At 66.3% G+C, this 25,599-nt stretch carries 21 protein-coding genes and 3 rRNA genes; 22 read left to right on the top strand and 2 right to left on the bottom strand.

The genetic code is table 11. The features are described from left to right. Positions 1 to 15: 15 nt before the first annotated feature. Genes JOE67_RS02745 through JOE67_RS02730 form a run of 4 tightly spaced genes read left to right on the top strand, consistent with a single transcriptional unit; the run spans position 16 to position 3,545 of the window. Positions 16 to 660, top strand: coding sequence for a SatD family protein (locus tag JOE67_RS02745; protein WP_204974046.1), 645 nt, complete (start codon positions 16 to 18; stop codon positions 658 to 660). After that, the gene (locus JOE67_RS02740) at positions 657 to 1,406 is read left to right on the top strand and encodes a hypothetical protein (protein WP_204974045.1); all 750 of its coding nucleotides are present in this window, start codon (positions 657 to 659) and stop codon (positions 1,404 to 1,406) included. The genes JOE67_RS02745 and JOE67_RS02740 overlap by 4 nt, the downstream gene beginning before the upstream one ends. Before the next feature lie 28 nt (positions 1,407 to 1,434). After that, a complete protein-coding gene (gene tyrS, locus JOE67_RS02735) occupies positions 1,435 to 2,736 on the top strand; it encodes a tyrosine--tRNA ligase (protein ID WP_204974044.1) in 1,302 nt (433 codons plus the stop codon). A 2-nt stretch (positions 2,737 to 2,738) separates the two neighbouring features. After that, entirely contained in the window at positions 2,739 to 3,545 is an 807-nt protein-coding gene (locus JOE67_RS02730) for a DUF4184 family protein (protein ID WP_204974043.1), read from the top strand. Between the two features lie 28 nt (positions 3,546 to 3,573). Here the strand turns inward: JOE67_RS02730 and JOE67_RS02725 are convergent, their stop codons facing one another. Then, on the bottom strand, positions 3,574 to 4,851 hold the full coding sequence (locus JOE67_RS02725; RefSeq protein WP_204974042.1) for a CoA transferase: 1,278 nt from the start codon (positions 4,849 to 4,851) through the stop codon (positions 3,574 to 3,576). 612 nt (positions 4,852 to 5,463) lie between these two features. Between JOE67_RS02725 and JOE67_RS02720 the strand changes: the two genes are divergently transcribed. The 3 genes from JOE67_RS02720 (at position 5,464) to rrf (ending at position 10,665) form a co-directional block, all read left to right on the top strand. Then, a 16S ribosomal RNA gene (locus JOE67_RS02720) occupies positions 5,464 to 6,988 on the top strand. Between the two features lie 352 nt (positions 6,989 to 7,340). Further along, positions 7,341 to 10,445 (top strand): 23S ribosomal RNA (locus tag JOE67_RS02715). Between the two features lie 103 nt (positions 10,446 to 10,548). Further along, positions 10,549 to 10,665 (top strand): 5S ribosomal RNA (gene rrf / locus JOE67_RS02710). Together the 16S, 23S and 5S rRNA genes form the textbook arrangement of a ribosomal RNA operon. Positions 10,666 to 10,826: 161 nt before the next feature. On the opposite strand, the gene JOE67_RS02705 is transcribed toward rrf, so the two are convergent. Then, entirely contained in the window at positions 10,827 to 11,774 is a 948-nt protein-coding gene (locus JOE67_RS02705) for a hypothetical protein (protein WP_204974041.1), read from the bottom strand. Between JOE67_RS02705 and JOE67_RS02700 the strand changes: the two genes are divergently transcribed. From JOE67_RS02700 to cmk, 15 genes are all read left to right on the top strand, one after another. After that, positions 11,715 to 12,707 carry a hypothetical protein gene (locus JOE67_RS02700; RefSeq protein WP_338041473.1) on the top strand — a complete coding sequence of 331 codons (993 nt, stop codon included), beginning with the start codon at positions 11,715 to 11,717 and terminating at the stop codon, positions 12,705 to 12,707. The two genes, JOE67_RS02705 and JOE67_RS02700, sit on opposite strands and share 60 nt — an antisense overlap. After that, positions 12,707 to 13,744: an HAD-IIA family hydrolase gene (locus tag JOE67_RS02695; RefSeq protein ID WP_204974040.1), complete on the top strand. Its 1,038-nt coding sequence runs from the start codon at positions 12,707 to 12,709 to the stop codon at positions 13,742 to 13,744. Before JOE67_RS02700 ends, JOE67_RS02695 begins: the two co-directional genes overlap by 1 nt. 44 nt (positions 13,745 to 13,788) lie before the next feature. Continuing rightward, the gene (locus tag JOE67_RS02690; protein ID WP_204974039.1) at positions 13,789 to 13,959 is read left to right on the top strand and encodes a hypothetical protein; all 171 of its coding nucleotides are present in this window, start codon (positions 13,789 to 13,791) and stop codon (positions 13,957 to 13,959) included. After that, a complete protein-coding gene (locus JOE67_RS02685; protein WP_204974038.1) occupies positions 13,956 to 14,753 on the top strand; it encodes a TlyA family RNA methyltransferase in 798 nt (265 codons plus the stop codon). The genes JOE67_RS02690 and JOE67_RS02685 overlap by 4 nt, the downstream gene beginning before the upstream one ends. Then, positions 14,750 to 15,655: an NAD kinase gene (locus tag JOE67_RS02680; protein ID WP_204974037.1), complete on the top strand. Its 906-nt coding sequence runs from the start codon at positions 14,750 to 14,752 to the stop codon at positions 15,653 to 15,655. The genes JOE67_RS02685 and JOE67_RS02680 overlap by 4 nt, the downstream gene beginning before the upstream one ends. Next, entirely contained in the window at positions 15,652 to 17,340 is a 1,689-nt protein-coding gene (recN, locus tag JOE67_RS02675) for a DNA repair protein RecN (RefSeq protein WP_204974036.1), read from the top strand. The genes JOE67_RS02680 and recN overlap by 4 nt, the downstream gene beginning before the upstream one ends. A 17-nt stretch (positions 17,341 to 17,357) precedes the next feature. After that, complete coding sequence (locus tag JOE67_RS02670; RefSeq protein ID WP_204974035.1) at positions 17,358 to 19,061, top strand: CTP synthase; 1,704 nt, start codon at positions 17,358 to 17,360, stop codon at positions 19,059 to 19,061. A gap of 5 nt (positions 19,062 to 19,066) precedes the next feature. Next, positions 19,067 to 19,657 (top strand): NUDIX domain-containing protein, encoded by a 591-nt coding sequence (locus tag JOE67_RS02665; RefSeq protein WP_204974034.1) that lies wholly within the window; start codon positions 19,067 to 19,069, stop codon positions 19,655 to 19,657. Position 19,658: 1 nt separating this feature from the next. Then, on the top strand, positions 19,659 to 20,561 hold the full coding sequence (xerD, locus tag JOE67_RS02660; protein ID WP_204974033.1) for a site-specific tyrosine recombinase XerD: 903 nt from the start codon (positions 19,659 to 19,661) through the stop codon (positions 20,559 to 20,561). A gap of 71 nt (positions 20,562 to 20,632) precedes the next feature. Continuing rightward, positions 20,633 to 21,523, top strand: coding sequence for a ParA family protein (locus JOE67_RS02655; protein ID WP_204974032.1), 891 nt, complete (start codon positions 20,633 to 20,635; stop codon positions 21,521 to 21,523). Further along, entirely contained in the window at positions 21,507 to 22,337 is an 831-nt protein-coding gene (locus JOE67_RS02650; RefSeq protein WP_204974031.1) for a segregation/condensation protein A, read from the top strand. Before JOE67_RS02655 ends, JOE67_RS02650 begins: the two co-directional genes overlap by 17 nt. A gap of 7 nt (positions 22,338 to 22,344) precedes the next feature. Beyond that, positions 22,345 to 22,983, top strand: a complete 639-nt coding sequence (gene scpB / locus JOE67_RS02645; RefSeq protein WP_239528329.1) for an SMC-Scp complex subunit ScpB — start codon at positions 22,345 to 22,347, stop codon at positions 22,981 to 22,983. Beyond that, positions 22,980 to 23,798, top strand: coding sequence for a pseudouridine synthase (locus tag JOE67_RS02640; RefSeq protein ID WP_204974030.1), 819 nt, complete (start codon positions 22,980 to 22,982; stop codon positions 23,796 to 23,798). The genes scpB and JOE67_RS02640 overlap by 4 nt, the downstream gene beginning before the upstream one ends. Next, positions 23,795 to 24,919 carry a prephenate dehydrogenase gene (locus tag JOE67_RS02635; RefSeq protein WP_204974029.1) on the top strand — a complete coding sequence of 375 codons (1,125 nt, stop codon included), beginning with the start codon at positions 23,795 to 23,797 and terminating at the stop codon, positions 24,917 to 24,919. The genes JOE67_RS02640 and JOE67_RS02635 overlap by 4 nt, the downstream gene beginning before the upstream one ends. Continuing rightward, entirely contained in the window at positions 24,912 to 25,598 is a 687-nt protein-coding gene (cmk, locus tag JOE67_RS02630; protein ID WP_204974028.1) for a (d)CMP kinase, read from the top strand. The genes JOE67_RS02635 and cmk overlap by 8 nt, the downstream gene beginning before the upstream one ends. Position 25,599 lies beyond the last annotated feature (1 nt).

Here is a 25,599-nt window from a genome sequence, read left to right as displayed (position 1 = left end):
TGCTACGGTGATGGCATGGTCGTCGCAGTGATCGCCGACATCGTCGGCTCACGTCGACTCCGCGACCGGGCCGGAGCCCAGCGGGTGTTCGACGAGACGATCGTGCGCGTCCAGCGCGAGCATCCGCTCGCCGATCAGCCGCTGCAGCCCACGGTCGGCGACGAGCAGCAGGGCGTGTACCGCACTCTCGACGACGCGCTGGCAGGCGTGCTGCTGCTGCAGCTCGCGCTGCCGGAGGGCATCGAGTTCCGCTATGGGCTGGGCATCGGCGAGATCCGCGCGATCGAGTCCGCGCACCGCGAGCTCACCGACGGCCCGGGCTGGTGGGCCGCGCGAGAGGCGATCGATACGGTGCACGCCCGTCAGGAGCGAGCCGTGCCGACGGCCCGCAGCTGGATTGTCGCCGCCCCCGGGCAGGATGAGGTCATGGAATCCCAGGTGTCGACGAGCAACGCCTATCTGCTGGCGCGCGACGCGATCGTCGTGCGCATGACCGAGCGCGAGCGGCGCCTCACCTACGGCCGTATCGGCGGACTCTCCCAGAGCGCGCTCGCCGAGCAGGAGGGCATCACGCAGCCCGCTGTGTCGAAGGCACTGCGCAGCTCGGGCGCTGCCGCGCTTCTCGATGGGCTGGCGCTCATGACGGGGGAGCGTTCATGATCCTCGCGGGGCTGGCCCTGGCAGCGGCCGGCGCCGCCGACCTGATCCGGCGCTTCGCCACCCGGTCCGTCGTCCGCGTGGTCCTCCTGATCCTGCTGGCGACGGCGATCGTGGTAGCCGGCGTCCTCAGCGACGCGGGCGTGCAGGCGGCCATCGCGGTCGTGGTCGGACTCGCCTGGGTGCGGTCGATGCCACTGGATGCGACGGGCAGCGCATCCTTCTGGCCTGCGGTGCTGCTCGCGGTGCTGGCAGGTGCGACCACCGCGCTGATGCCCGAGCGCGATACCCCGGGACTCATCGGCGAGGTCTGGCATCTGCCGTCGCCCGAAGGCGAGATCGGCTTCGACGCTGCGGTCCTCGCCGTCGGCGTGCTGCTCGTCGTCGCAGAATCGGGGAACCTGATCGTGCGCGCCGCCCTCGACCGCGAGGGCACCTGGCGCCCCGTCGAGGCGGGCGGACGCTTCCGCGGAGGGCAGCTGCGTCAACCCCAGCAGGGTGCGTCGGGCTTCCAGGGCGGCAGGCTGATCGGCCCCCTCGAACGCCTGCTCGTCGTCGTGCTGACGCTCGCCGGCGCGTACTCGCTTCTCGCTGCGATGCTCGCGGCGAAGGGCATCGTCCGGTTCCCGGAGATCTCCAAAGACGGCGAGACCGGTGCACGCGCCGAGTACTTCCTCGTCGGCAGCCTGGTCAGCTGGGTCGTCGCCCTGGGTGCCGCATTCCTGCTGTGGTGGGGTGTGCACAGCTGAGCCGAGCGCCGCTGATAGCCTGGAACGCGTGTCGAATCCCGCTCTGACGACCGCCTCCGTGGCGCTCGATCCCACGTTCGAGAACGTGTGGGACGAGCTGCTGTGGCGCGGCCTCGTCCACGTGTCCACCGATCAGGAGGCGCTGCGCGCCCTTCTCGCCGGGGATCCCATCACGTATTACTGCGGATTCGATCCGACCGCACCCAGCCTGCATCTCGGCAACCTCGTGCAGCTGCTCACGCTGCGTCGAATCCAGCTCGCCGGGCACAAGCCGCTCGGCCTCGTCGGCGGCTCCACCGGACTGATCGGCGACCCTCGCCCCACGGCCGAGCGCACGCTGAACACGCGTGAGACGGTCGAGGAATGGGTGCAGCGTCTGCGCGCGCAGGTCGAGCGCTTCCTGAGCTTCGAGGGCGACAACGCCGCCCGGATGGTCAACAACCTCGACTGGACGGCGCCGATGAGCGCCATCGACTTCCTGCGTGAGATCGGCAAGCACTACCGCGTGGGCACCATGCTCAAGAAGGATGCGGTCGCGGCTCGACTGAACTCCGAGGCAGGCATCAGCTACACCGAGTTCAGCTACCAGATCCTGCAGGGCATGGACTTCCTCGAGCTCTACCGGCAGTACGGCTGCGTGCTGCAGACCGGCGGAAGCGATCAGTGGGGCAATCTCACCAGCGGAACCGACCTCATCCACCGTGTCGAGGGCGTGTCGGCGCATGCGATCGGCACGCCGCTGATCACCAACAGCGACGGCACCAAGTTCGGCAAGAGCGAGGGCAACGCCGTCTGGCTCGACGCCGAGATGTGCAGCCCGTACCGGATGTACCAGTTCTGGCTCAGCACCGCCGACGCCGATGTGATCGAGCGGCTCAAGGTCTTCACCTTCCTGACGCGTGCCGAGATCGAGGAGTACGCGGCGCTGGTCGAGAGCGAGCCGTTCCGTCGCGCGGCGCAGAAGCGCCTCGCGCTCGAGGTGTGCGCCACGGTGCACGGTCTTGACGCGACGGCCGCCGTCATCGCCGCATCCGAGGCGCTGTTCGGGCAGGGAGATCTGAGCGAGCTCGACGCGGCGACGCTGCGCACGGCGCTCGACGAGCTCCCGAACGCGACGGTGGCTGTCGGCACACCCGTGGTCGAGGCGCTCGTCGCCACGGGACTCGTCGCCAGCGCGTCCGAGGCGCGTCGCGCCATCGCCCAGGGCGGTGTCACGCTCGACGGAGTGAAGGTCGCCGACGATGACGCGACCGTGCAGGGCACGCTGCCGGGCGGGGTGTCGGTTCTGCGCCGCGGCAAGAAGACCCTCGCCGGCGTCTTCATCGGCTGAGCATGCCGTTCACGCCGAGCCATGCGGTGATCGCGCTGCCGTTCGCGCGGTCGCCGCTGGTTCCGGCGGCGATCGCGGTCGGTGCGATGACCCCCGACCTGCCGCTGTTCCTGCGCGGCGCCGGCCTGTCTTACGGGTTCACGCACGGGTGGTCGAACATCGTCTGGACGACGCTGGTCGCGTTCGTGCTGCTGCTGGTGTGGCGCATGGTGCTTCGGCCGGCAGCTGTGGAACTGGCGCCGGACGCCATCGCCGACCGTCTTCCCGACGCCTGGCGGCGTACCGGCTCCGAGGCGGCGCTCGAGACGACCTCGCAGCGGGGGATTCGCTGGCATCCGCTGCTGCTGGCGATCTCGCTCGTGCTCGGCGTGCTCTCGCACATCGGCTGGGACCTGTTCACGCATGAGGGGCGCTGGGGGGTGCAGGCGGTTCCCGCGCTGCAGCAGATGTGGGGCCCTCTGGCCGGATACAAGTGGCTGCAGCATGGCTCGAGCGTGGTGGGGCTGCTGATCATCGGCGTCTTCGCGGTGCTCTGGCTGATCCGCCGGCCTGCGGTCCGGCGAGTCCGGATGCTGCCCGCCTGGGTGCGCTGGGCGTGGATGCTGAGCCTGCCTGCTCTGCTGGTCGCGGCCTGGGCCTTCGGGCTGGCGATGCTGGGCCCGCTGGACAGCTCGTTCACCGTGCAGCATCTGGCCTATCGGGTGCTCCCGCCGGCGTCCGGACTGTGGGGAGCCGTGACGATCGCGCTCTCAGTGGTGCTCGTCCTCGTCGCGGATCGTCGCCGGAAGGCATCCGAAAAGCAGGCGTGACCGCTGCTGTCTGCTGTCCGCCGGTCTGTCACCACCACTCGGCGGCATCGCCACCCCAGGGACGAGGCGGGCTGAATGCCTCGGGCGACCCCGGCCATCGCACTGCCGGTGCCACCGTGGTGACGCGCCGCCCGCCGACATCGAACTCCTGCGTCCGCGCGGTGTACGTGGCGTGCGTCGATGACCCGGGGTCGGCGGCGTAGGCGGGCGCGGCGTCTCGGGGCATCCCGAGCAGCTCCGCCGCGACCCGGCGCAGAGAGGTGCGCACCAGCCACCCGCCGCCGGTCTCGCCTCGGCGCCGCAGCGCGGTTGCGATGCCGGCCGCGAGCAGGTAGCCGGCGGAGTGGTCGAGCGCCTGTGCCGGAAGGGCGCCAGGGGTCGCGCCGTCCGGCGATTCGATCCACGAGATGCCCGAGTCCGCCTGCACGAGACTGTCGAAGCCACGGGGTGACCCGTCGCCGGGCCACGCACTGAGCTGACCGATGACGAGATGGGGATGCCGCTCCGCCAGGGCTTCGGGGGAGAGCCCGAGCCGCGCGAGGCCGCTCGGCCGGTAGCCGAGCACGACCGCATCCGCGTCCGCCAGTAGCGATTCGAACAGCGGACGGTCGGCGTCGACGTCCCGCAGCGCGGATCGCTTGCCGTGCCCGACGTCCAGGTGCTGCCAGGCGGGCTCGGGCAGACGCAGTGGATCGATGCGCAGCACATCGGCGCCGGCGAAGGCGAGGGTGCGGGTCGCGACGGGACCTGCGATCACCCGGGTCAGATCGAGTACGCGCAGGCCCGCAAGGGGAGCGTGCGTCGTGGCCGCGCTCCGACGACGAGCGGGCGAGTGGGTGAGGCGATGCGTCTCGACGATCGGATGCCTCCGCAGGGCGGCATCGTCGTGAGGATGCTCTCGGCGCACGGGTACGCACAGGCCCCCGGCCGATGTGATCATCCGAGTCGCGGCTTCAGCCGTCATGCGAGAGAGACGCTCGCCGATGTCGACGGCTGCGGCATCCTCCGGTGCGCCGATGCCGGAGCGCAGCGCGGCCGCGTGATGCGGATAGTTTCCGTGCGTCCGCACCCAGCCGTCGGACACGCGCCAGAACCGCGACAGCGGAGACCACACATCGGGCGCCTCGCCGTCGATGAGCAGATGCCGGTCGCTGCGATAAGCGGCGGCGACCTGGGCCGGATCCGGCGCAGTCGGTGCGTCAGGGGAGAGGGCAGCGCCCGCGGCGAGGACGCTGCTCCAGGCCAGCTCGCCCACGGCGAGGCGTGAGGGCAGTGGCACGGTGTGGCCTGCGGCGGGCTGTCTCATGAGCCGACCCTACGCCCGCAGAACCGCGGAATCACGCGGAACCTCAGGTGCGACACGCCCGGGGTGTGGTGGTGATTTGCGGGGGTGGTGGGTGGCGCGTAAATTATTACTTGTTCGCCCCAAGCGGTTGAGCGGAAGGCCTGAAGGGCCTGGCTCCCCTCCAAGTAGCGAACCACCCACCTTCACTCTGGATCACTTGTTGGTTTGGAGGGGCTGTTAGGCCCGGGGAGTGTGGTTCCCGGTTCGGGTTCGTCGATTTGACAAGCTCGCTGGTTGGGATAGGCTGGAGCGGTTGCCTCGTTGAGGTGGCGGATGTCTTCACCTGGTCCTTACGGCGTGTCGGATTTGACTGCCTGGTCGGGAAGATATAAGATTGTGAAGTTGCCCTGCGCTTCTCTGCCCTGAGGGGTGGGTGTGCGGGTGCGTCCGATCCTTGAGAACTCAACAGCGTGCACTTGTCAAATGCCAAATTATCCTCGTCCAATCCCTGTGGGGGTTGGTTGAGAATTCCTTTGGATCAATTTATATGAATGTCAGCAATGATGTTCGTCTCTTTTGGTCAGTTTCAAACTCGCTGCATGACCGTTTTCCCGGTTGTGTATGCATTTCTTTTTTACGGAGAGTTTGATCCTGGCTCAGGATGAACGCTGGCGGCGTGCTTAACACATGCAAGTCGAACGATGAAGCCCAGCTTGCTGGGTGGATTAGTGGCGAACGGGTGAGTAACACGTGAGCAACCTGCCCCTGACTCTGGGATAAGCGCTGGAAACGGCGTCTAATACTGGATATGTCCCGTCACCGCATGGTGTGCGGGTGGAAAGATTTTTCGGTTGGGGATGGGCTCGCGGCCTATCAGCTTGTTGGTGAGGTAATGGCTCACCAAGGCGTCGACGGGTAGCCGGCCTGAGAGGGTGACCGGCCACACTGGGACTGAGACACGGCCCAGACTCCTACGGGAGGCAGCAGTGGGGAATATTGCACAATGGGCGGAAGCCTGATGCAGCAACGCCGCGTGAGGGATGACGGCCTTCGGGTTGTAAACCTCTTTTAGCAGGGAAGAAGCGAAAGTGACGGTACCTGCAGAAAAAGCACCGGCTAACTACGTGCCAGCAGCCGCGGTAATACGTAGGGTGCAAGCGTTATCCGGAATTATTGGGCGTAAAGAGCTCGTAGGCGGTCTGTCGCGTCTGCTGTGAAATTCCGAGGCTCAACCTCGGGCTTGCAGTGGGTACGGGCAGACTAGAGTGCGGTAGGGGAGATTGGAATTCCTGGTGTAGCGGTGGAATGCGCAGATATCAGGAGGAACACCGATGGCGAAGGCAGATCTCTGGGCCGTAACTGACGCTGAGGAGCGAAAGGGTGGGGAGCAAACAGGCTTAGATACCCTGGTAGTCCACCCCGTAAACGTTGGGAACTAGTTGTGGGGTCCTTTCCACGGATTCCGTGACGCAGCTAACGCATTAAGTTCCCCGCCTGGGGAGTACGGCCGCAAGGCTAAAACTCAAAGGAATTGACGGGGACCCGCACAAGCGGCGGAGCATGCGGATTAATTCGATGCAACGCGAAGAACCTTACCAAGGCTTGACATACACGAGAACGGGCCAGAAATGGTCAACTCTTTGGACACTCGTGAACAGGTGGTGCATGGTTGTCGTCAGCTCGTGTCGTGAGATGTTGGGTTAAGTCCCGCAACGAGCGCAACCCTCGTTCTATGTTGCCAGCACGTAATGGTGGGAACTCATGGGATACTGCCGGGGTCAACTCGGAGGAAGGTGGGGATGACGTCAAATCATCATGCCCCTTATGTCTTGGGCTTCACGCATGCTACAATGGCCGGTACAATGGGCTGCAATACCGTAAGGTGGAGCGAATCCCAAAAAGCCGGTCCCAGTTCGGATTGAGGTCTGCAACTCGACCTCATGAAGTCGGAGTCGCTAGTAATCGCAGATCAGCAACGCTGCGGTGAATACGTTCCCGGGTCTTGTACACACCGCCCGTCAAGTCATGAAAGTCGGTAACACCTGAAGCCGGTGGCCTAACCCCTTGTGGGAGGGAGCTGTCGAAGGTGGGATCGGTAATTAGGACTAAGTCGTAACAAGGTAGCCGTACCGGAAGGTGCGGCTGGATCACCTCCTTTCTAAGGAGCACTGCAGGCCTTCGGGTCTGACAGAGCCGGATTCACACCGAATGTGTGTGACCGGAGCTCATGGGTGGAACATTTGACATGGCATTCGACCTGAGGGTTTGAGTTAGTACGCTGCTTCGGCAGGGGGAACGCTTGGCCTGGAGGGTGGGGTGCCTGCACGCTGTTGGGTCCTGAGGGACCGGGCCGGCCTTCGGGTCGTTCTGAACCTCTCGGCCCTTACTTCTGTTGCCGTATGGCAGTGGGGGTGGGGGACCGCCCGTACTTTGAGAACTACACAGTGGACGCGAGCATCTTAAAGAAAACCGAATCAGATCTTTTCCTGGATCTGGTTCATCTCATGTGATTTCAAGTCTTTAAGAGCAAACGGTGGATGCCTTGGCATCTGGAGCCGAAGAAGGACGTAGCAATCTGCGATAAGCCTCGGGGAATTGATAAGCGAGTGTTGATCCGAGGATGTCCGAATGGGGAAACCCCGCCAGGCGTTTTGCGACCTGGTGACTCCCGCCTGAATATATAGGGCGGGTAGAGGGAACGTGGGGAAGTGAAACATCTCAGTACCCACAGGAAGAGAAAACAACAGTGATTCCGTGAGTAGTGGCGAGCGAAAGCGGATGAGGCTAAACCGGGTGTGTGTGATAGCCGGCAGGCGTTGCATGCCCGGGGTTGCGGGACTCTTTTGAACATTCTGCCGAGTGTTCGACGTGATGTGACGATATAGACGAACCGTCTTGAAAGGCGGGCCATAGTGGGTGCCAGCCCCGTAGTCGAAATGTTGTGCGCAGCGTGAAGAGTATCCCAAGTAGCACGGGGCCCGAGAAATCCCGTGTGAATCTGTCAGGACCACCTGATAAGCCTAAATACTCCCAGATGACCGATAGCGGACAAGTACCGTGAGGGAAAGGTGAAAAGTACCCCGGGAGGGGAGTGAAATAGTACCTGAAACCGTTTGCTTACAAACCGTTGGAGCCTCCTTAGTAGGGGTGACAGCGTGCCTTTTGAAGAATGAGCCTGCGAGTTAGTGATATGTGGCGAGGTTAACCCGTGTGGGGTAGCCGTAGCGAAAGCGAGTCTGAATAGGGCGTTTCAGTCGCATGTTCTAGACCCGAAGCGAAGTGATCTATCCATGGCCAGGCTGAAGCGACGGTAAGACGTCGTGGAGGGCCGAACCCACTTAGGTTGAAAACTGAGGGGATGAGCTGTGGATAGGGGTGAAAGGCCAATCAAACTTCGTGATAGCTGGTTCTCTCCGAAATGCATTTAGGTGCAGCGTTGCGTGTTTCTTGCCGGAGGTAGAGCTACTGGATGGCCGATGGGCCTCACCAGGTTACTGACGTCAGCCAAACTCCGAATGCCGGTAAGTGAGAGCGCAGCAGTGAGACTGTGGGGGATAAGCTTCATAGTCGAGAGGGAAACAACCCAGACCACCATCTAAGGTCCCAAAGCGCGTGCTAAGTGGAAAAGGATGTGGAGTTGCTTAGACAACCAGGAGGTTGGCTTAGAAGCAGCCACCCTTGAAAGAGTGCGTAATAGCTCACTGGTCAAGTGATTCCGCGCCGACAATGTAACGGGGCTCAAGCACGCCACCGAAGCTGTGGCATTGACATTTGTGGTAGGCCTTCGTGGTCCAGCCGTGTTGATGGGTAGGAGAGCGTCGTGTGGCGAGTGAAGCGGCGGTGTAAACCAGCCGTGGACGCCACACGAGTGAGAATGCAGGCATGAGTAGCGAAAGACGTGTGAGAAACACGTCCTCCGGAAGACCAAGGGTTCCAGGGTCAAGCTAATCTTCCCTGGGTAAGTCGGGACCTAAGGCGAGGCCGACAGGCGTAGTCGATGGACAACGGGTTGATATTCCCGTACCGGCGAAGAACCGCCCCAGTCAATCCAGTAATGCTAAGTGTCCAAAGCCGGACATCGAACCCTTCGGGGTTCACCGTCCGGTGGAGCACACGACCCTATGCTGGTGCGGCTAGCGTATTAACAGGTGTGACGCAGGAAGGTAGCCCAAGCCAGGCGATGGTTGTCCTGGTGCAAGTGCGTAGGCCGAGTCATAGGCAAATCCGTGACTCATACAGGCTGAGACACGATGCGGATAAAAAGTGGGTGATCCTATGCTGCCAAGAAAAGCATCGACGCGAGGTTCAAGCCGCCCGTACCCCAAACCGACTCAGGTGGTCAGGTAGAGAATACCAAGGAGATCGAGAGAATCGTGGTTAAGGAACTCGGCAAAATGCCCCCGTAACTTCGGGAGAAGGGGGGCCACCCGCTTATACGGACTTGCTCCGGAAAGGGTGTGGTGGCCGCAGAGACTAGTGGGTAGCGACTGTTTACTAAAAACACAGGTCCGTGCGAAGACGCAAGTCGATGTATACGGACTGACGCCTGCCCGGTGCTGGAAGGTTAAGAGGACCGGTTAGCCGCAAGGCGAAGCTGAGAATTTAAGCCCCAGTAAACGGCGGTGGTAACTATAACCATCCTAAGGTAGCGAAATTCCTTGTCGGGTAAGTTCCGACCTGCACGAATGGCGTAACGACTTCCCAACTGTCTCAACCGCGAACTCGGCGAAATTGCACTACGAGTAAAGATGCTCGTTACGCGCAGCAGGACGGAAAGACCCCGTGACCTTTACTACAGCTTGGTATTGGTGTTCGGTGTGGCTTGTGTAGGATAGGTGGGAGACTATGAAACCGTGACGCCAGTTACGGTGGAGTCATTGTTGAAATACCACTCTGGTCATATTGGATATCTAACTTCGAACCGTAATCCGGTTCAGGGACAGTGCCTGGTGGGTAGTTTAACTGGGGCGGTTGCCTCCCAAAAAGTAACGGAGGCGCCCAAAGGTTCCCTCAACCTGGTTGGCAATCAGGTGGCGAGTGTAAGTGCACAAGGGAGCTTGACTGTGAGACTGACAGGTCGAGCAGGGACGAAAGTCGGGACTAGTGATCCGGCAGTGGCTTGTGGAAGCGCTGTCGCTCAACGGATAAAAGGTACCTCGGGGATAACAGGCTGATCTTGCCCAAGAGTCCATATCGACGGCATGGTTTGGCACCTCGATGTCGGCTCGTCGCATCCTGGGGCTGGAGTAGGTCCCAAGGGTTGGGCTGTTCGCCCATTAAAGCGGTACGCGAGCTGGGTTTAGAACGTCGTGAGACAGTTCGGTCCCTATCCGCTGCGCGCGTAGGAAGTTTGAGAGGATCTGACCCTAGTACGAGAGGACCGGGTTGGACGAACCTCTGGTGTGCCAGTTGTTCCGCCAGGAGCACCGCTGGTTAGCTACGTTCGGGATGGATAACCGCTGAAAGCATCTAAGCGGGAAGCCGGCCTCAAGATGAGACTTCCATGCCCCTCGGGGCGAGAGGCTCCCAGCCAGACTACTGGGTTGATAGGCCAGATGTGGAAGCGTGGCAACACGTGCAGCTGACTGGTACTAATAAGCCGATGACTTGATAACACTCCTTTCTGCGAGATGAACGCGTCCACTTTGTGGTTCTCGACGTACGGTCGGAACCAAACAACCACACTCAACGTGTGCGTTGCCGAAACGTCAATAGTGTTACGGCGGCCATAGCGTGAGGGAAACGCCCGGTCACATTCCGAACCCGGAAGCTAAGCCTCACAGCGCCGATGGTACTGCAGGGGGGACCCTGTGGGAGAGTAGGACACCGCCGGACTTCTCTTAAGTAAAATGGCCACCCAGAGCTGGGTGGCCATTTTGCGTTTAGCGGTAGAACAGGGAGTCAGAATGTCAGATGAGCAGCGGGACCGCCGGAACGACGGCGAAGGCGCGCACAACCGACGTTCGGACTCCGACCGCAGACCGCGCTACAATGACTCATCGTCGCGCGGTCCTCGTCGTGATGGCGATCGTAGCCAGGGTGAGCGTCGTCCTTATGGCGACCGCAACCAGAGTGAGCGTCGCTCCTACGGAGACCGTAATCAGTCGGGTGAGCGTCGTCCGTATGGTGACCGCAACCAGGGTGACCGCAATCAGGGTGAGCGTCGTCCTTATGGTGACCGCAACCAGGGTGAGCGTCGCCCGTACGGTGACCGTAACCAGGGTGACCGCAATCAGGGTGAGCGTCGTCCTTATGGTGACCGCAACCAGGGTGAGCGTCGCCCGTACGGTGACCGCAACCAGGGTGACCGCAGCCAGGGTGAGCGTCGTCCCTATGGTGACCGCAACCAGGGTGAGCGTCGCCCGTACGGTGACCGCAACCAGGGTGACCGCAGCCAGGGTGAGCGTCGTCCCTATGGTGACCGCAACCAGGGTGAGCGTCGCCCGTACGGTGACCGCAACCAGGGTGACCGCAATCAGGGTGAGCGTCGTCCCTATGGTGACCGTAACCAGGGTGACCGCAGCCAGGGTGAGCGTCGTCCCTATGGTGACCGCAATCAGGGTGAGCGTCGCCCGTACAGTGACCGTAACCAGGGTGGCCGCAGTCAGGGTGAGCGTCGTCCCTATGGTGACCGCAACCAGGGTGAGCGTCGCCCGTACGGTGACCGCAACCAGGGTGACCGCAATCAGGGTGAGCGTCGTCCGTACGGCGACCGCAACCAGTCCGGTGATCGCAACCAGTCCGGTGATCGCAACCAGTCCGGGGAGCGCCGGTCGTTCGGTGACCGCCCCCGCCACGATCGCGATGACAGCCGAGGCGAGCGGCCCTCCTACCGCGACCGTCCGCGCGGAGGCGTCGACCGCCCGCAGAACGAGTTCGCCCCCGTGCGCGAGCGCATTCCCGAGCCGCCGCTGCCCGACGAGATCACCGCACGCGATCTGCACCCCGCAGCGCGCAACGAGCTGAAGACACTCAGCAAGGAGAACGCCGAGCAGGTCGCGCGTCACCTCGCGATGGTGGCTCAGCTGGTTGACGAAGATCCCGCTCGCGCTCATGAGCACGCCCTCGCAGCATCCCGCCGAGCCGGCCGCGTCGCGGTCGTTCGCGAGACCCTCGCGATCACGGCGTACGGCATCGGCGACTTCGCCCTCGCGCTGCGTGAACTGCGCACCTACCGTCGCATCTCGGGCAACGACGACCAGATCGCTCTGATCGTCGACAGCGAGCGCGGTGTCGGTCGTCCCGACCGCGCGCTCGAGGAGGGACGCGCTGTCGACCGTGCTGCCCTGACACCGGCTGTGCGCGTCGCACTCGCCATCGCGATGTCGGGGGCACGCCTCGACCGGGGTGAGACCGAGCTGGCGCTCGGCGAGCTCGAGATCCCCGAGCTCGACCCGAACCGGGCTTTCGAATGGAGCCCCGCGCTCTTCGCCGCCCGCGCGGCCGTGCTCGAAGACCTCGGCCGCAACGATGAGGCCGAGTTCTGGACTCATCGTGCCGAGGTCGCAGCATCCGCCCTGGGGCACGACGGCGAGTACGACGAGATCATCGTCGAGGACGGCCTCGTGGATGACGTCGAGGACTTCGATGACGATCAGGCGTCCGACGAGCAGGCAGAGGCGTCTCACCGGGATGCTGACGAAGCCAACGCCACCGACGTCCCAGAAGCAGATGCAGAAGCAGATGCAGATGCTGAACCGGCTGAGACCGTCGACCGCGAGGATCCTGAAGCCGAAGCCGAAGCCGAAGCCGAAGCCGAAGCCGAAGCCGAAGCCGAAGCCGAAGCCGAAGCCGAAGCCGAAGCCTCCGAGCCGAACGGATCCGATGAGCGCGTCCCTGAAGACGGAGAGGCCGACGACGCGGAGTCCGACCGCTGATGGCGCTGTTCCGCCGCGCGAAGCAGGCATCCACGCCGCTGACCGGTCGCGACACGGTTCTCGCCGATCTCGACGGCGTGGTGTACGCCGGGCCGACTGCTGTGCCGTACGCCGTCGACAGCCTCAACCGCGTCGCGGAGTCGATGCGCCTCGGCTACATCACGAACAACGCGTCGCGTACCGACGCGTCGGTCGCCGAGCACCTCACCGGCCTCGGACTCACGGTCGCGGCCGATGACGTCGTCACGAGTCCGCAGGCGGCCATGCGTCTGCTCACCACCATGGTTCCCGCCCCGGCCACCATCCTGATCGTCGGGGGAGAGGGTCTTGTCGTCGAAGCCGAGAAGGCCGGATACACCGTCACCCGCAGCGCCGAGGACTCGCCGGCCGCGGTCGTGCAGGGCTTCAGCCCGGATGTCGCGTGGACCGACCTCGCCGAGGCGGCCTTCGCTCTGAAAGTGCCCGAAGACGAGGGCGGCATCCCCTGGATCTCGACCAACACCGACTGGACCATTCCCCGCGAGCGCGGTGTGGCCCCAGGCAACGGCACGCTCGTCTCGGCCGTGCACACCGCGATCGGCCGGCTGTCGACCGTCGCGGGCAAGCCCGAGACGCCGATCTTCGAAGAGGCGATCGCGCGTTTCAGCGCGCAGCGCCCCTTGTTCCTCGGCGATCGGCTCGACACCGACATCATGGGCGCGGTGCGAGCCGGCATCGCTTCGGCACTCGTGCTCACCGGCATCGATCGCCCGAAGCATGTGCTGGCTGCACCGAAGGGCTCGCGGCCGGACTACATCCTGGCGGACCTCCGCGATCTTCACGAGCCGTACCCCGAAATCGTAGAGAAAGACGGCGTGTTCACGGTCAACGGAGCCTCGGTGCGCATCGTGAACGCCGACGTGCAGATCCTCTCGGAGGGCACTGCGCAGATCGACCTGCTGCGCGCCGGTGCCGCGGCGATCTGGGCGACGGGGCTCGCGATCTACGCCTTCCGCGTGCCAGAGAAGCTCTACGACGATCCGTTCCACAGGCCCTGAGAGTCGCGGGCTGCCGCGTCGGCGGCCCGCGTTACAGTGGTCGGATGGAGCACACGCGAGATGAGCCGGCTGATGCGCTCTGGAGCAGACTGCGCCTGATCGAGGGCCAGCCCCTCGCCGACCGCGCAGAAGCCTACGGGTCGCTGCACGACGAGCTGATGAAGCGTCTCGAAAGCGCACCGCGCGACGTCGACACGGCGCCCGGCACCCGATGACGCGCCTCGACGCAGCCCTCGCCGCGCGGGGCATCGCCCGTTCTCGAACGCACGCGGCATCCCTCATCGCAGACGGACTCGTCCGCGTCGACGGCCGCACGGTCATCAAGCCGTCGACGCCGGTCGACGACGCGGCCGACATCGCCCTGGACGGCGGCGACCACTACGTCAGCCGAGCGGCGCACAAGCTCATCGCCGCGCTCGACGGCTTCGGCATCGCGGTGGACGGACGTCTTGCGCTCGACATGGGCGCGTCCACCGGTGGATTCACCCAGGTGCTGCGTGAACGCGGGGCCAGACGCGTCCTCGCTGTCGACGTCGGCCACGGACAGCTCGCGGAGCAGATCGCAGCCGACCCCGGCGTCACCGCTGTCGAAGGCTTCAACGTCCGCCACATGACCGCACAGTCGCTGGCCGAGGCCACGCACGAGAGCGAACGCCCGGATCTCGCCGTCGGCGACCTCTCCTTCATCTCGCTCGCGCTCGTGCTGCCCGCGGTCGTCGACACGATCAGCCCCGACGCCGATGTGGTGCTGCTCGTAAAGCCGCAGTTCGAGGTGGGACGAACGGCCGTGAAGGGCGGGCTGGTCACCAGCGTCGACGCCAGACTGGACGCCGTCGAGCGCACCCTGTGGAGCGCACACGACGTCGGCCTGGGGATGCTCGGCATCCTGCCGTCGCCGATCCTCGGCACGCACGGCAACGCCGAGTATCTCGTGCATCTCGCGCCCGGACGCGGAACGGATCCGTCAGAATGGTCGGAGCAGATCGCACACGTGGCAGGAGGACGATGAACGCGCGCCCCATCCTGGTCGTCGCCCACGCCAAGCGTGAGGACACGGTCGCAGCGGCCCTGCGCGTCGTCGACGCGCTGCGAGCTGCGGGCGCCACGCCGGTGCTTCCCGCCGACGATCACGATGAGTTCGTCGCTCTCGATCACCGCTTCGCCGACGTCGGACTGCTCGGAACGGACGTCGCCATCCACGACCTCGAACTCGCCATCGTGCTCGGCGGAGACGGCACGATCCTGCGCGCCGCCGAACTGGTGCGCGGCTCCGAGGCTCCGGTGCTCGGCATCAACATGGGCCACGTCGGCTTCCTGGCCGAGATCGACCGCGACGACATGGACGCCGCCGTCGCTCGCGTCATCGACCGCGACTATGACGTCGAGGAGCGTCTCGCGCTCTCGGTGAGGGTGAAGGATGCCGCCGGCGCCGTCGTCTACGAGACCTGGGCGCTCAACGAGGCGACCGTCGAGAAGGCCAGTCGCGAGCGGATGATCGAGGTGGTCATCGAGATCGACGGCCGGCCGCTGTCGAGCTTCGGATGCGACGGCATGGTCGTATCGACCCCCACCGGATCCACTGCCTACAACTTCTCCGCCGGCGGTCCGGTGATCTGGCCGACCGTCGAGGCGATCGCCGTCGTGCCGCTGTCGGCGCACGCGCTGTTCGCCAAGCCTCTCGTCGTCGGGCCCGAGGCCTCGGTCGCGATCGAGATGCTCGAGCGCACCGACGGCAGCGGCATCCTGTGGTGTGACGGTCGTCGCTCGCACGAGCTGCCTCCAGGGGCACGCGTCGTGGTGCGTCGCTCTTCGCGACCGGTGCGCCTCGCTCGCCTGCATCCGACCGCCTTCACGAATCGTCTCGTGCGCAAGTTCCAGCTGCCCGTCGCGGGATGGCGAGGTGCTCTGTGATCGATGAGATGCGCATCCGCGGTCTCGGCGTGATCGATGACGCCGTGCTGCCTCTCGGCGCCGGCTTCACCGCCGTCACCGGCGAGACCGGTGCCGGGAAGACCATGGTGGTCACCGGGCTCGGGCTGCTGCTCGGAGCGCGAGCCGATTCCTCCGCCATCCGTGCCGGGGCCGCCCAGGCATCCGTCGCCGGAGTCTGGATGGTGCCGCAGAAGGGACCGGTCGCCGACATCGTCACCGACGCCGGCGGCGAGCTCGAGCCGGCGGGAGAGACCGCAGAGCTGTACGTCTCGCGCACTCTCAGCGCTGAAGGACGCAGCCGCGCCAGCGTCGGCGGACGTCCGGCGCCGGCGGGAGTGCTCGCCTCGCTCGCCGAAGAGCTCGTCGTCGTGCACGGCCAGTCCGACCAGCTGCGGCTGCGCTCGGCCGCAGCTCAGCGCGATGCGCTCGACCGCTTCGGCGGCGAGCAGGTCGCGGCCGCGCTTGCGACGTACCGGGAGTGCTTCAGCCGCTGGCGCGAACTGGATGCCGAGATCACCGAGATCACCGAGAACCGCGATCGACGTGCGGCCGAGGCCGCGATCCTTCGCGAGCAGCTGGCCGAGATCGAGCAGCTCGAGCCCCAGCCGGGCGAGGACGTCGAGCTGAACGAGCGCGCGGAGCGGCTCGCCAACTCCGAGGAGCTGCGGCTGTCGGCGTCCGTCGCCCGGTCGGCGCTGTCGAGCGAGGAGGGCGATCCGGACGTGGCGGCGCTTCTGGCCGAAGCCCGTCGTTCGCTCGAGCGCAGTGCCGACCCCAAGCTCAGCGAGATCGCCGACGCGATCGCCGACCTCGGGTACCGTGCTGCCGACCTCGCACAGCAGCTCTCTGGTTACCTCGCAGACCTCGACGAATCAGGACCGCACGAGCTCGCCGCCGTCGAAGAGCGTCGCGCTGCGCTGAGCGGACTGATCCGCCAGCACGGCTCTCTGGACGAGGCGCTGCAGGTCTGGCAGACGGGAGCGCTTCGCCTCGCCGAGCTCGACGACGACGGCGACCGCATCGACCGTCTCACTGCCGAGGCTGACAGCGCTCGCGAGGCTCTCGACACTGCCGCAGCCGCGCTCACCGAGGTGCGCACCGCGGCCGCCGTTCGGCTCTCGGCAGCCGTCACCGAAGAGCTGCATGCTCTGGCGATGCCGGACGCCACGCTCGAGGCGCGCGTCTCGCCGGGCGCCGAAACGGCCCACGGGCGCGACGATGTCGCCATCCTGCTCGCTCCGCACCCCGGGGCAGAGCCCCGCTCGGTGTCGAAGGGGGCATCCGGCGGCGAGCTCTCGCGCGTCATGCTGGCGATCGAGGTCGTCATCGCCGGGACCGATCCCGTGCCGACGTTCGTCTTCGACGAGGTGGATGCCGGAATCGGCGGCGCCGCGGCGATCGAGGTCGGCAGACGCCTCGCGCAGCTGGCGCGCACCTCGCAGGTCATCGCCGTCACCCACCTGGCGCAGGTCGCGGCGTTCGCGAACAATCACCTCTCGGTCGTGAAATCGAATGACGGTGCCGTCACCGCGTCGAGCGTGACACGTCTCGAGGGAGCGCAGCGCGAGGCCGAGATGGCTCGTCTGCTCTCGGGTCTCACCGATTCCGACGCCGCACTCACTCACGCCCGCGAACTGCTGAGCCTCGGCTCCGCGATCAACTGATAGGATAAAAGCCCGTGATGAACTCTTCTGTTGCGGCGCCAGACAACGACACCAGCTCCTTCACCACGAAGCACATCTTCGTGACGGGCGGTGTCGTTTCCTCTTTGGGCAAGGGGCTCACCGCAGCCAGCCTCGGCAACCTGCTCACCGCGCGCGGACTGCGCGTCGTGATGCAGAAGCTCGACCCGTACCTCAACGTCGACCCGGGCACCATGAACCCGTTCGAGCACGGTGAGGTCTTCGTCACCGACGACGGCGCTGAGACCGATCTCGACATCGGGCACTACGAGCGCTTCCTCGGCATCGACCTCTCGCGGGCGGCCAACGTCACCACCGGTCAGATCTACTCCGAGGTGATCGCGAACGAGCGTCGCGGCGACTACCTGGGCGCGACCGTGCAGGTCATCCCGCACATCACCGATGAGATCAAGCGGCGCATGCGCCTGCAGGCCACAGAAGAGCCGCAGCCCGATATCATCATCACCGAGGTCGGCGGCACGGTCGGTGACATCGAGTCGCAGCCCTTCCTCGAGTCGGCGCGCCAGCTGCGCCACGAGCTCGGCCGCGACAACGTGTTCTTCGTGCACGTGTCGCTCGTGCCGTTCATGGGTGCCTCCGGTGAGCAGAAGACCAAGCCCACCCAGCACTCTGTCGCAGCCCTGCGCCAGGTCGGCATCCAGCCCGACGCGCTTGTGCTGCGCAGCGACCGTCCGGTGAGCGCGAGCAACCGCAACAAGATCGCGCTCATGTGCGACGTCGACGTCGAAGGCGTGATCAACACCGTCGACCTGCCGAGCATCTACGACATCCCCTCGACGCTCAACGACCAGGGCCTCGACGCGTACATCATCCGACGCCTTGGTCTCGACGCCAAGGCCGGCGAGGTCGACTGGACGCGCTGGAACACGGTGCTCCACGCCGTCCACAACCCCAAGCACGAGGTCACGATCGGTCTCGTCGGCAAGTACATCGACCTGCCCGACGCCTACCTGTCGGTCACCGAGGCGCTCAAGGCCGGCGGCTTCGCGCAGGAGACCAAGGTCAACATCCGCTGGATCGCCTCCGACACGTGCGAGACCCCGGAGGGCGCCGCGAAGAACCTGGGCGACCTCGACGGCATCCTCGTACCGGGCGGCTTCGGCATCCGGGGCATCGAGGGCAAGCTCGGCGCACTGAAGTTCGCCCGCGAGCAGGGCATCCCGACGCTCGGCATCTGCCTTGGTCTGCAGTGCATGGTCATCGAGTACGGGCGCAACGTGGCCGGTATCGCCGAGGCCTCGTCGACGGAGTTCGACCCCGACACCGCAGAGCCGATCATCGCGACGATGGCCGAGCAGATCCAGATCCTCGACGGCGGAGACCTCGGCGGCACCATGCGCCTGGGGCTGTACGAAGCGGCTCTCGGCGAGGGCACCCTCGCGCGCGACCTCTACGACGGCCCGACTGCTTCCGAGCGTCACCGTCACCGCTACGAGGTGAACAACGCGTACCGTCCGCGTCTCGCCGAGGCGGGTCTCGTGTTCTCGGGACTCAACCCCGATCTCGACCTCGTCGAGTTCGTCGAGCTGCCCCGTGATGTGCACCCGTACTACATCGCCACTCAGGCGCACCCCGAGCTGCGCTCGCGTCCGACCGCACCGCACCCGCTGTTCCGCGGCCTGATCGGTGCGGCGATCGAGCGGCACCGCGCCAGCGAGCTGTTCACCGAAGACGACGAGTGATCCCCGTGCCCGCTCCCGCAGGCGCCATCCACGACGAGCCGTTCGAGCCTGAGGTCGTCTCCAGCGACCTCGCATTCCACGGCGCCGTCTGGGATGTGCGTGACGACCGGGTGCGCTACGGAGACGGTGAGATCCGTCGTCAGTACGTGGCGCACACCGGTGCTGTGGCGGTCGTCGCCCTCGACGCCGACGGCAGGGTGCTGCTGATCCAGCAGTACCGGCACCCGATCCGGCACCGGGACTGGGAGCTGCCCGCAGGTCTGCTGGATGTGCCGGGGGAGGAGACGATGGCCGCCGCCCGGCGGGAGCTCGCCGAAGAGGCGGACATCGTCGCCGAGCACTGGGAGCATCTCGTCTCGGCATGGACGACTCCCGGCGGCAACGACGAGATGATCCACGTCTATCTCGCCACCGGTCTCTCTGACGCAGACGCGCACGACCGAGAGGACGAGGAGGCCGACATCCGCGTCGAGTGGGTGCCGCTCGCCGATGCCGCCGACGGCGTGCTCGCGGGGCGGCTGCACAACGGCATCCTGGCGATCGGGGTCCTCGCGGCGGAGCGCCGCCTGCGCGAGCAGCGGCGCGCCGAGGACTGACGTGCAGGTCGACCGGGCGCTCGACGCGTACCTGCGACACGTCACGATCGAGCGAGGCCTCTCCGAGCACACGGTCGCCGCCTACCGGCGCGACCTCGCCGGGTACGCGGCATGGCTGGGCGAGCGGGGCATCGACACGACGGATGCCATCGACCCGCGCACGGTGACGGCCTTCATCGCCGACCGTGCTGGGGCCGAGCCGCCGCCCGCGGCTACCAGTCTCGCGCGCCTACAGTCGGCGGTGCGCGGATGGCACCGCTTCCTCGTGCGAGAGGGCATCGAATCCGACGACCCCACCGGCCGCCTGCGTCCGCCCAAGACGCCGCAGCGACTGCCGAAGGCGCTGACGATCGAGCAGGTCGAGCGGCTGCTCGCCGCACCGTCCCCCGATGAGCCGATCGGACTGCGCGATCGGGCCTTGCTGGAGCTGCTGTACGCGACCGGCGCGCGGGTGTCGGAGGCCGTCTCGCTCGACGTCGACGATCTTGCGTACGGCGACGTGCTGCGCCTTCGAGGCAAGGGCGACAAAGAGCGGATCGTGCCGATCGGCTCGTACGCGCGTGCCGCAGTCGACGCATACCTGACTCGCGTCCGGCCCGAGCTGGCCGCCAAGGGCCGCGCGACGGCGCGGCTGTTCCTCGGTGCGCGGGGCGCCCCGCTGTCGCGCCAGAGCGCCTGGCTGGTGATCCGCGCTGCGGCCGAGCGGGCGCAGATCACCGCGGAGGTCTCGCCGCATACCCTGCGCCACAGCTTCGCCACCCACCTGCTGCAGGGCGGTGCCGATGTGCGCGTGGTGCAGGAGCTGCTCGGTCACGCCTCAGTCGCGACGACCCAGATCTACACGCATGTGTCGGTCGATGCCCTGCGCGACATCTACGCGACCTCGCACCCGCGGGCTCGCTGAGGCAACGCCGCGTGCCGACCCCGGCGCGCGGGCGCCCTGCGGCTAGAATCGAGCGAGCACGAAGGAGCAGGATGGCGGACAAGGTGACGAAGAGCAGGTCGAAGGCGACGAAGGGTGACGACACCCCCATCGGCCCGACCGGTCGTCCCTATCAGGGGTTCCCGATCCCCGCGCCGCTCGACGGGCATGGCCCTGCACGCATCATCGCGCTGTGCAACCAGAAGGGCGGCGTCGGCAAGACGACCACCTCGATCAACCTCGCCGCCTCCCTCGCCGAGTACGGACGCAAGGTTCTCGCCATCGACTTCGACCCGCAGGGCGCTCTGTCGGCTGGTCTCGGCATCCCCACACACGACGTGCCGACGGTGTACGACCTGCTGCTCGACACCAAGCGCGACCCGCGTGAGGCCATCGTGCACTCGTCGGTCGAGAACCTCGACGTGCTGCCGGCCAACATCGACCTGTCGGCCGCCGAGGTGCACCTCGTCAACGAGGTCGCCCGCGAGACGATCCTCTCGCGCGTGCTGCGGCACGTGTCGGGTGAGTACGACGTCATCCTCATCGACTGCCAGCCGTCGCTCGGTCTGCTCACGGTGAACGCGCTCACGGCTGCGCACGGCGTGCTGATCCCGCTCGAGTGCGAGTTCTTCGCGCTGCGCGGTGTGGCGCTGCTGATCGAGACCATCGACAAGGTGCGCGACCGTCTCAACCCGGCGATCGAGCTCGACGGTCTGCTGGCCACCATGTACGACCCGCGCACGCTGCACTCCCGTGAGGTGCTGGAGCGCGTCGTCGAGGCCTTCGGAGACGACGTCCTCGAGACCGTGATCGGTCGCACCGTGAAGTTCCCCGACGCGTCGGTGTCGGGTGTTCCCATCACCGAGTTCGCGCCCGAGCACGCCGCAGCACAGGCGTACCTGCGACTGGCGCGGGAGCTGGTCGCCCGTGGCGCTGTCGCCTGAGCCGCTCGACGACGCTCAGGAAGCTGCTGCCGACACCGGCTTCCGGGTCTCGCTGTCGAACTTCGACGGGCCCTTCGACCTGCTGCTGAATCTCATCTCGAAGCACGAGCTCGACATCACCGAGGTATCGCTGAGCCGGGTCACCGACGAGTTCATCTCGTATCTGAAGGAGCTCGACGGAGACGCCGAGCTTGACCAGGCGTCGGAGTTCCTCGTGGTCGCGGCCACCCTGCTCGACATGAAGATCGCCGGTCTGCTGCCGCAGGGCGAGCTGGTCGACGCTGAATCCGTGGCGCTGCTCGAGGCACGGGACCTGCTGTTCGCGCGGCTGCTGCAGTACCGGGCGTTCAAGGAGGTGTCGTCGTGGTTCGCACGCTGCCTTCAGCGCGAGGATCGCCGACACGTGCGCGCCGTGCCACTCGACGAGAAGCATCGCAGCAGAACGCCCGAGTTGGTCTGGACCCTGACGCCCGCCGACTTCGCGGCCATCGCGCTGATGGCCTTCACGCCGAAGGAGCTGCCGACGGTCGGGCTCGATCACCTGCACGCGCCGCTGGTGAGCATCCGCGAGCAGGCCGCGATCGTCGTGACCCTGCTGCGCAGCAGCGAATCGCTGACGTTCCGCGAGCTAGTCGCGGGGGTGGGCGAGCCCGGCATCGTCGTCGCCCGCTTCATCTCGGTGCTCGAGCTGTACCGCCATGCCGCGCTCTCGTTCGAGCAGCTCGAGCCCCTCGGAGAGCTGACCTTGCGGTGGTCGGCAGAGAGCTGGTCGGACGAGCAGCTGGCGACCCTCGGCGCGGACTACGACAGGTGAGATGACCATGACAGATGAGACGGATGCCATGACCGACATCGAGCCAGTGGATGAGGCGACCTCGCCGACAGAGCCCGAAGAGACCCTCGAGACTCCTCTGGCGGAGCGAGTGGAGGCGGTGCTGCTGATCGTCGACGAGCCGATCGCGCTGGTCGCGCTGGCCGCTGCCGTGCACGCGCCGGTGCCCGCGGTCCGCCAGGTTCTCGAGGCGCTGGTCGATGACTACGACGGTCGCGGCCACGGCCCGCGGCGAGGCTTCGAGCTGCGCGAGGTGGGCGGGGGATGGAGGCTGTACGTGCGCGAGGACCACGACGACCTCGTCGCCGACTTCATCGGCGGGCAGGCGCCGGCTCGCCTCTCCCAGGCTGCGCTCGAGACGCTCGCGGTCATCGCCTACAAGCAGCCCGTCACCCGCGGGCAGGTGGCCTCCATCCGCGCCGTGAACGTCGACTCGGTCGTGCGCACACTGCTCGCCCGCGGGCTGATCACCGAGCTCTTCGCCGACTCCGAGACCGGCGCCATCAACTACGGCACCACCGACCAGCTGCTGCAGCACCTCGGCATCAACTCGATCGACGAGCTGCCGCCCATCTCGCCGCTGCTCGACGACGGCGCCGACGGATTCGAAGAAGGAGTCATGCGATGAGCCCTGACAGCAACGCGAACGCCCTGCCCGACGGCATCCGGCTGCAGAAGGCGCTCGCGAACGCCGGGGTGGCCTCCCGCCGCGTCATCGAGCAGTACATCGTCGAGGGTCGCATCCGCGTCAACGGCACGACCGTCACCGAGCTCGGCACGCGCATCGATCCCGAGACCGACCTCATCGACGTCGACGGCACGGCCGTGCAGCTCGACGTCTCGAAGCGCTACGTGATGCTGAACAAGCCCACCGGCGTGGTCAGCACCATGAAGGACGAGAACGGCCGACCGGACCTGCGCCGCTTCACGAAGGAGTGGCCGGAGCGGCTCTACAACGTGGGCCGGCTGGATGCCGAGACCAGCGGACTGCTCGTCCTCACCAACGACGGCGACCTGGCGCACGTGCTGGCGCATCCGTCGTTCGGCGTGACGAAGGTGTACATCGCGAAGGTCTCAGGCGAGGTCACCGCGCAGACGATCGCGCGGCTGACGCGGGGGATTGAGCTCGAAGACGGCCCGATCAAGGCCGACAAGGCCAGGCTGCTCGACGTGTCGCGTGGGTCGAGCCTGGTGGAGCTGACCCTGCACTCCGGACGCAACCGCATCGTCCGCCGCATGATGGCCGCGGTCGGGCATCCGGTCGACGAACTCGTGCGTCGTCAGTTCGGTCCGCTGCACCTGGGAACTCTCCCGGTCGGGAAGGCGCGCGAGCTGACTAAAATCGAACGAGGCGCACTTCTGACTCTGTCGCGCCAGGATTCCCCGGCGCCCGCTGCCACCGAGCAGCGCCGAGCGCACGACAGCCCTCAGGAGAACGAGTGAGCGATTCCCACAACGCGCGCGCGACGCAGAACGCCGCGCGGCTCTCGGGGACGGTGCGCATCGTCGGAGCGGGGCTTCTCGGCTCGAGCATCGGGCACGCCCTCAGATCCAAAGGGGTCGACGTCGTGCTCGCCGACGCATCGCCGTCGCAGCTGCGGCTCGCGATCGACTACGGCGCGGGCCGCGCCTCGCAGGCAGGCGACGCGCCGCGACTGATCGTCGTCGCCGTGCCGCCCGACGTCACCGCCGACGTGATCGAGGCGGAACTCACTGCCTACCCGGATGCCGTCGTCACCGACGTCGCGAGTGTGAAGCTCGAGCCGTTCGAAGAGCTGCGGCGCCGCGGGCTCGACCTCTCGCGCTACATCGGCTCGCACCCGCTGGCCGGACGGGAGCGCGGAGGCGCGATCTCCGCGCGTGCCGACCTGTTCATCGGCCGTCCGTGGGTGGTCTGCCGTGACGAGGAGACCCGCCCCGCCGACCTCGCGCTCGTCGAGGCGCTCGCGCTCGATGTCGGCGCGATGCCGCTGGAGATGACTCCCGAAGAGCACGACCGCTCGGTCGCCCTGACCTCCCACGTGCCTCAGGTGGTCGCGAGCCTGCTCGCCGGGCGGCTGGCCGAGGCCGAGGAGGGCTCGCTGCGCCTCGCAGGACAGGGCGTGCGCGACACGACGCGCATCGCCGCGTCTGCGCCCGAGCTGTGGGTGCAGATCCTCGGAGCGAATGCCGCACCCGTCGTCGAGCTGCTCGACGCGCTCGCGGTGGATCTCAAGGAGGTGGCCGATGCCCTGCGGGAGCCGAACGCCCCCGGGTCCCGTCGCACCGTCGCGGATGCCATCCGCCAGGGCAACGAGGGCGTGGAGCGTCTGCCGGGCAAACACGGTCAGAACCGCCGCTTCGAGACGCTGGTCGTCATGGTCGACGACACGGCAGGCCAGCTCGGTCGCCTGTTCGGCGAGCTCGGCGAGCTGAACGTGAACGTCGAGGATCTGCGTCTGGAGCACTCTCCTGGCGCCCAGTTCGGTCTCGCCGAGATCAGCGTCGCGCCGGCCGCGCTGCGCGGTGCGATCGAGGGACTGGAAGCACGGGGCTGGCGGATTGCGGGGAACACCAATGACTGATGCCGACAAGTTCATCGCGATCGACGGACCTGCGGGTTCGGGCAAGTCGAGCGTCTCGAAGGAGATCGCGCGGCGTGAGGGCTACGGCTACCTCGACACGGGTGCCGCCTACCGTGCGCTCGCCTGGCACGTGCTCGACCGCGGCGACGACACAGCAGACCCCGAGGCCGTTCGCGCGGCAGCATCCGATTTCCCCTTTACGCAGGGGCTCGACCCCGATGATCGCATCGTCCGCGTCGGAGACGTCGACGTCACCGCAGCCATCCGCGAGCCGCGGGTGTCGGGAGCCGTGAGCGGTGTCGCCCGCGTGCCGGAGATCCGCGTCCAGGTGAACGAGATGTTCCGCCGCATCGTGGCGGAGTCCGACTACCCGGCCGTCATCGTCGAAGGACGAGACATCACCACCGTCGTGGCGCCCGATGCGCCCGTACGGATCCTGCTCACCGCCGCGCCGGAGGTGCGCGCCGCCCGGCGCGCCGGCGAGCTGGCGGGCGAGAACGCCGCCGCTGTCGCCGAAGCGCTGCACAAGCGCGACGCGTCGGACAGCGCCGTCGTCGACTTCCTCAACGCCGCAGAGGGCGTTGACGTGGTCGACTCCACCGAACTTGATTTCGCGCAGACCATCGACGCCGTGCTCACGGTGATCGCCCAGCGGCGCGACGCTGACAGAGGAGCTTGAA

This window comes from Microbacterium esteraromaticum (assembly GCF_016907315.1).
Lineage (GTDB): Bacteria > Actinomycetota > Actinomycetes > Actinomycetales > Microbacteriaceae > Microbacterium > Microbacterium esteraromaticum.
The sequence above is the reverse complement of the archived record's forward strand: the minus strand, read 5'-3'. Positions and strand labels throughout refer to the sequence as shown.

What these genes read in the sequence shown, in the direction of transcription:
- JOE67_RS02745 (WP_204974046.1), top strand. Translation starts at nt 16, where the DNA reads ATGGTCGTCGCAGTGATCGCCGACATCGTCGGCTCACGTCGACTCCGC.
- JOE67_RS02740 (WP_204974045.1), top strand. Translation starts at nt 657, where the DNA reads ATGATCCTCGCGGGGCTGGCCCTGGCAGCGGCCGGCGCCGCCGACCTG.
- JOE67_RS02730 (WP_204974043.1), top strand. Translation starts at nt 2,739, where the DNA reads ATGCCGTTCACGCCGAGCCATGCGGTGATCGCGCTGCCGTTCGCGCGG.
- JOE67_RS02725 (WP_204974042.1), bottom strand. Translation starts at nt 4,851, where the DNA reads ATGAGACAGCCCGCCGCAGGCCACACCGTGCCACTGCCCTCACGCCTC.
- JOE67_RS02695 (WP_204974040.1), top strand. Translation starts at nt 12,707, where the DNA reads ATGGCGCTGTTCCGCCGCGCGAAGCAGGCATCCACGCCGCTGACCGGT.
- JOE67_RS02690 (WP_204974039.1), top strand. Translation starts at nt 13,789, where the DNA reads ATGGAGCACACGCGAGATGAGCCGGCTGATGCGCTCTGGAGCAGACTG.
- JOE67_RS02685 (WP_204974038.1), top strand. Translation starts at nt 13,956, where the DNA reads ATGACGCGCCTCGACGCAGCCCTCGCCGCGCGGGGCATCGCCCGTTCT.
- JOE67_RS02680 (WP_204974037.1), top strand. Translation starts at nt 14,750, where the DNA reads ATGAACGCGCGCCCCATCCTGGTCGTCGCCCACGCCAAGCGTGAGGAC.
- JOE67_RS02670 (WP_204974035.1), top strand. Translation starts at nt 17,358, where the DNA reads ATGAACTCTTCTGTTGCGGCGCCAGACAACGACACCAGCTCCTTCACC.
- JOE67_RS02655 (WP_204974032.1), top strand. Translation starts at nt 20,633, where the DNA reads ATGGCGGACAAGGTGACGAAGAGCAGGTCGAAGGCGACGAAGGGTGAC.
- scpB (WP_239528329.1), top strand. Translation starts at nt 22,345, where the DNA reads ATGACAGATGAGACGGATGCCATGACCGACATCGAGCCAGTGGATGAG.
- JOE67_RS02640 (WP_204974030.1), top strand. Translation starts at nt 22,980, where the DNA reads ATGAGCCCTGACAGCAACGCGAACGCCCTGCCCGACGGCATCCGGCTG.
- cmk (WP_204974028.1), top strand. Translation starts at nt 24,912, where the DNA reads ATGACTGATGCCGACAAGTTCATCGCGATCGACGGACCTGCGGGTTCG.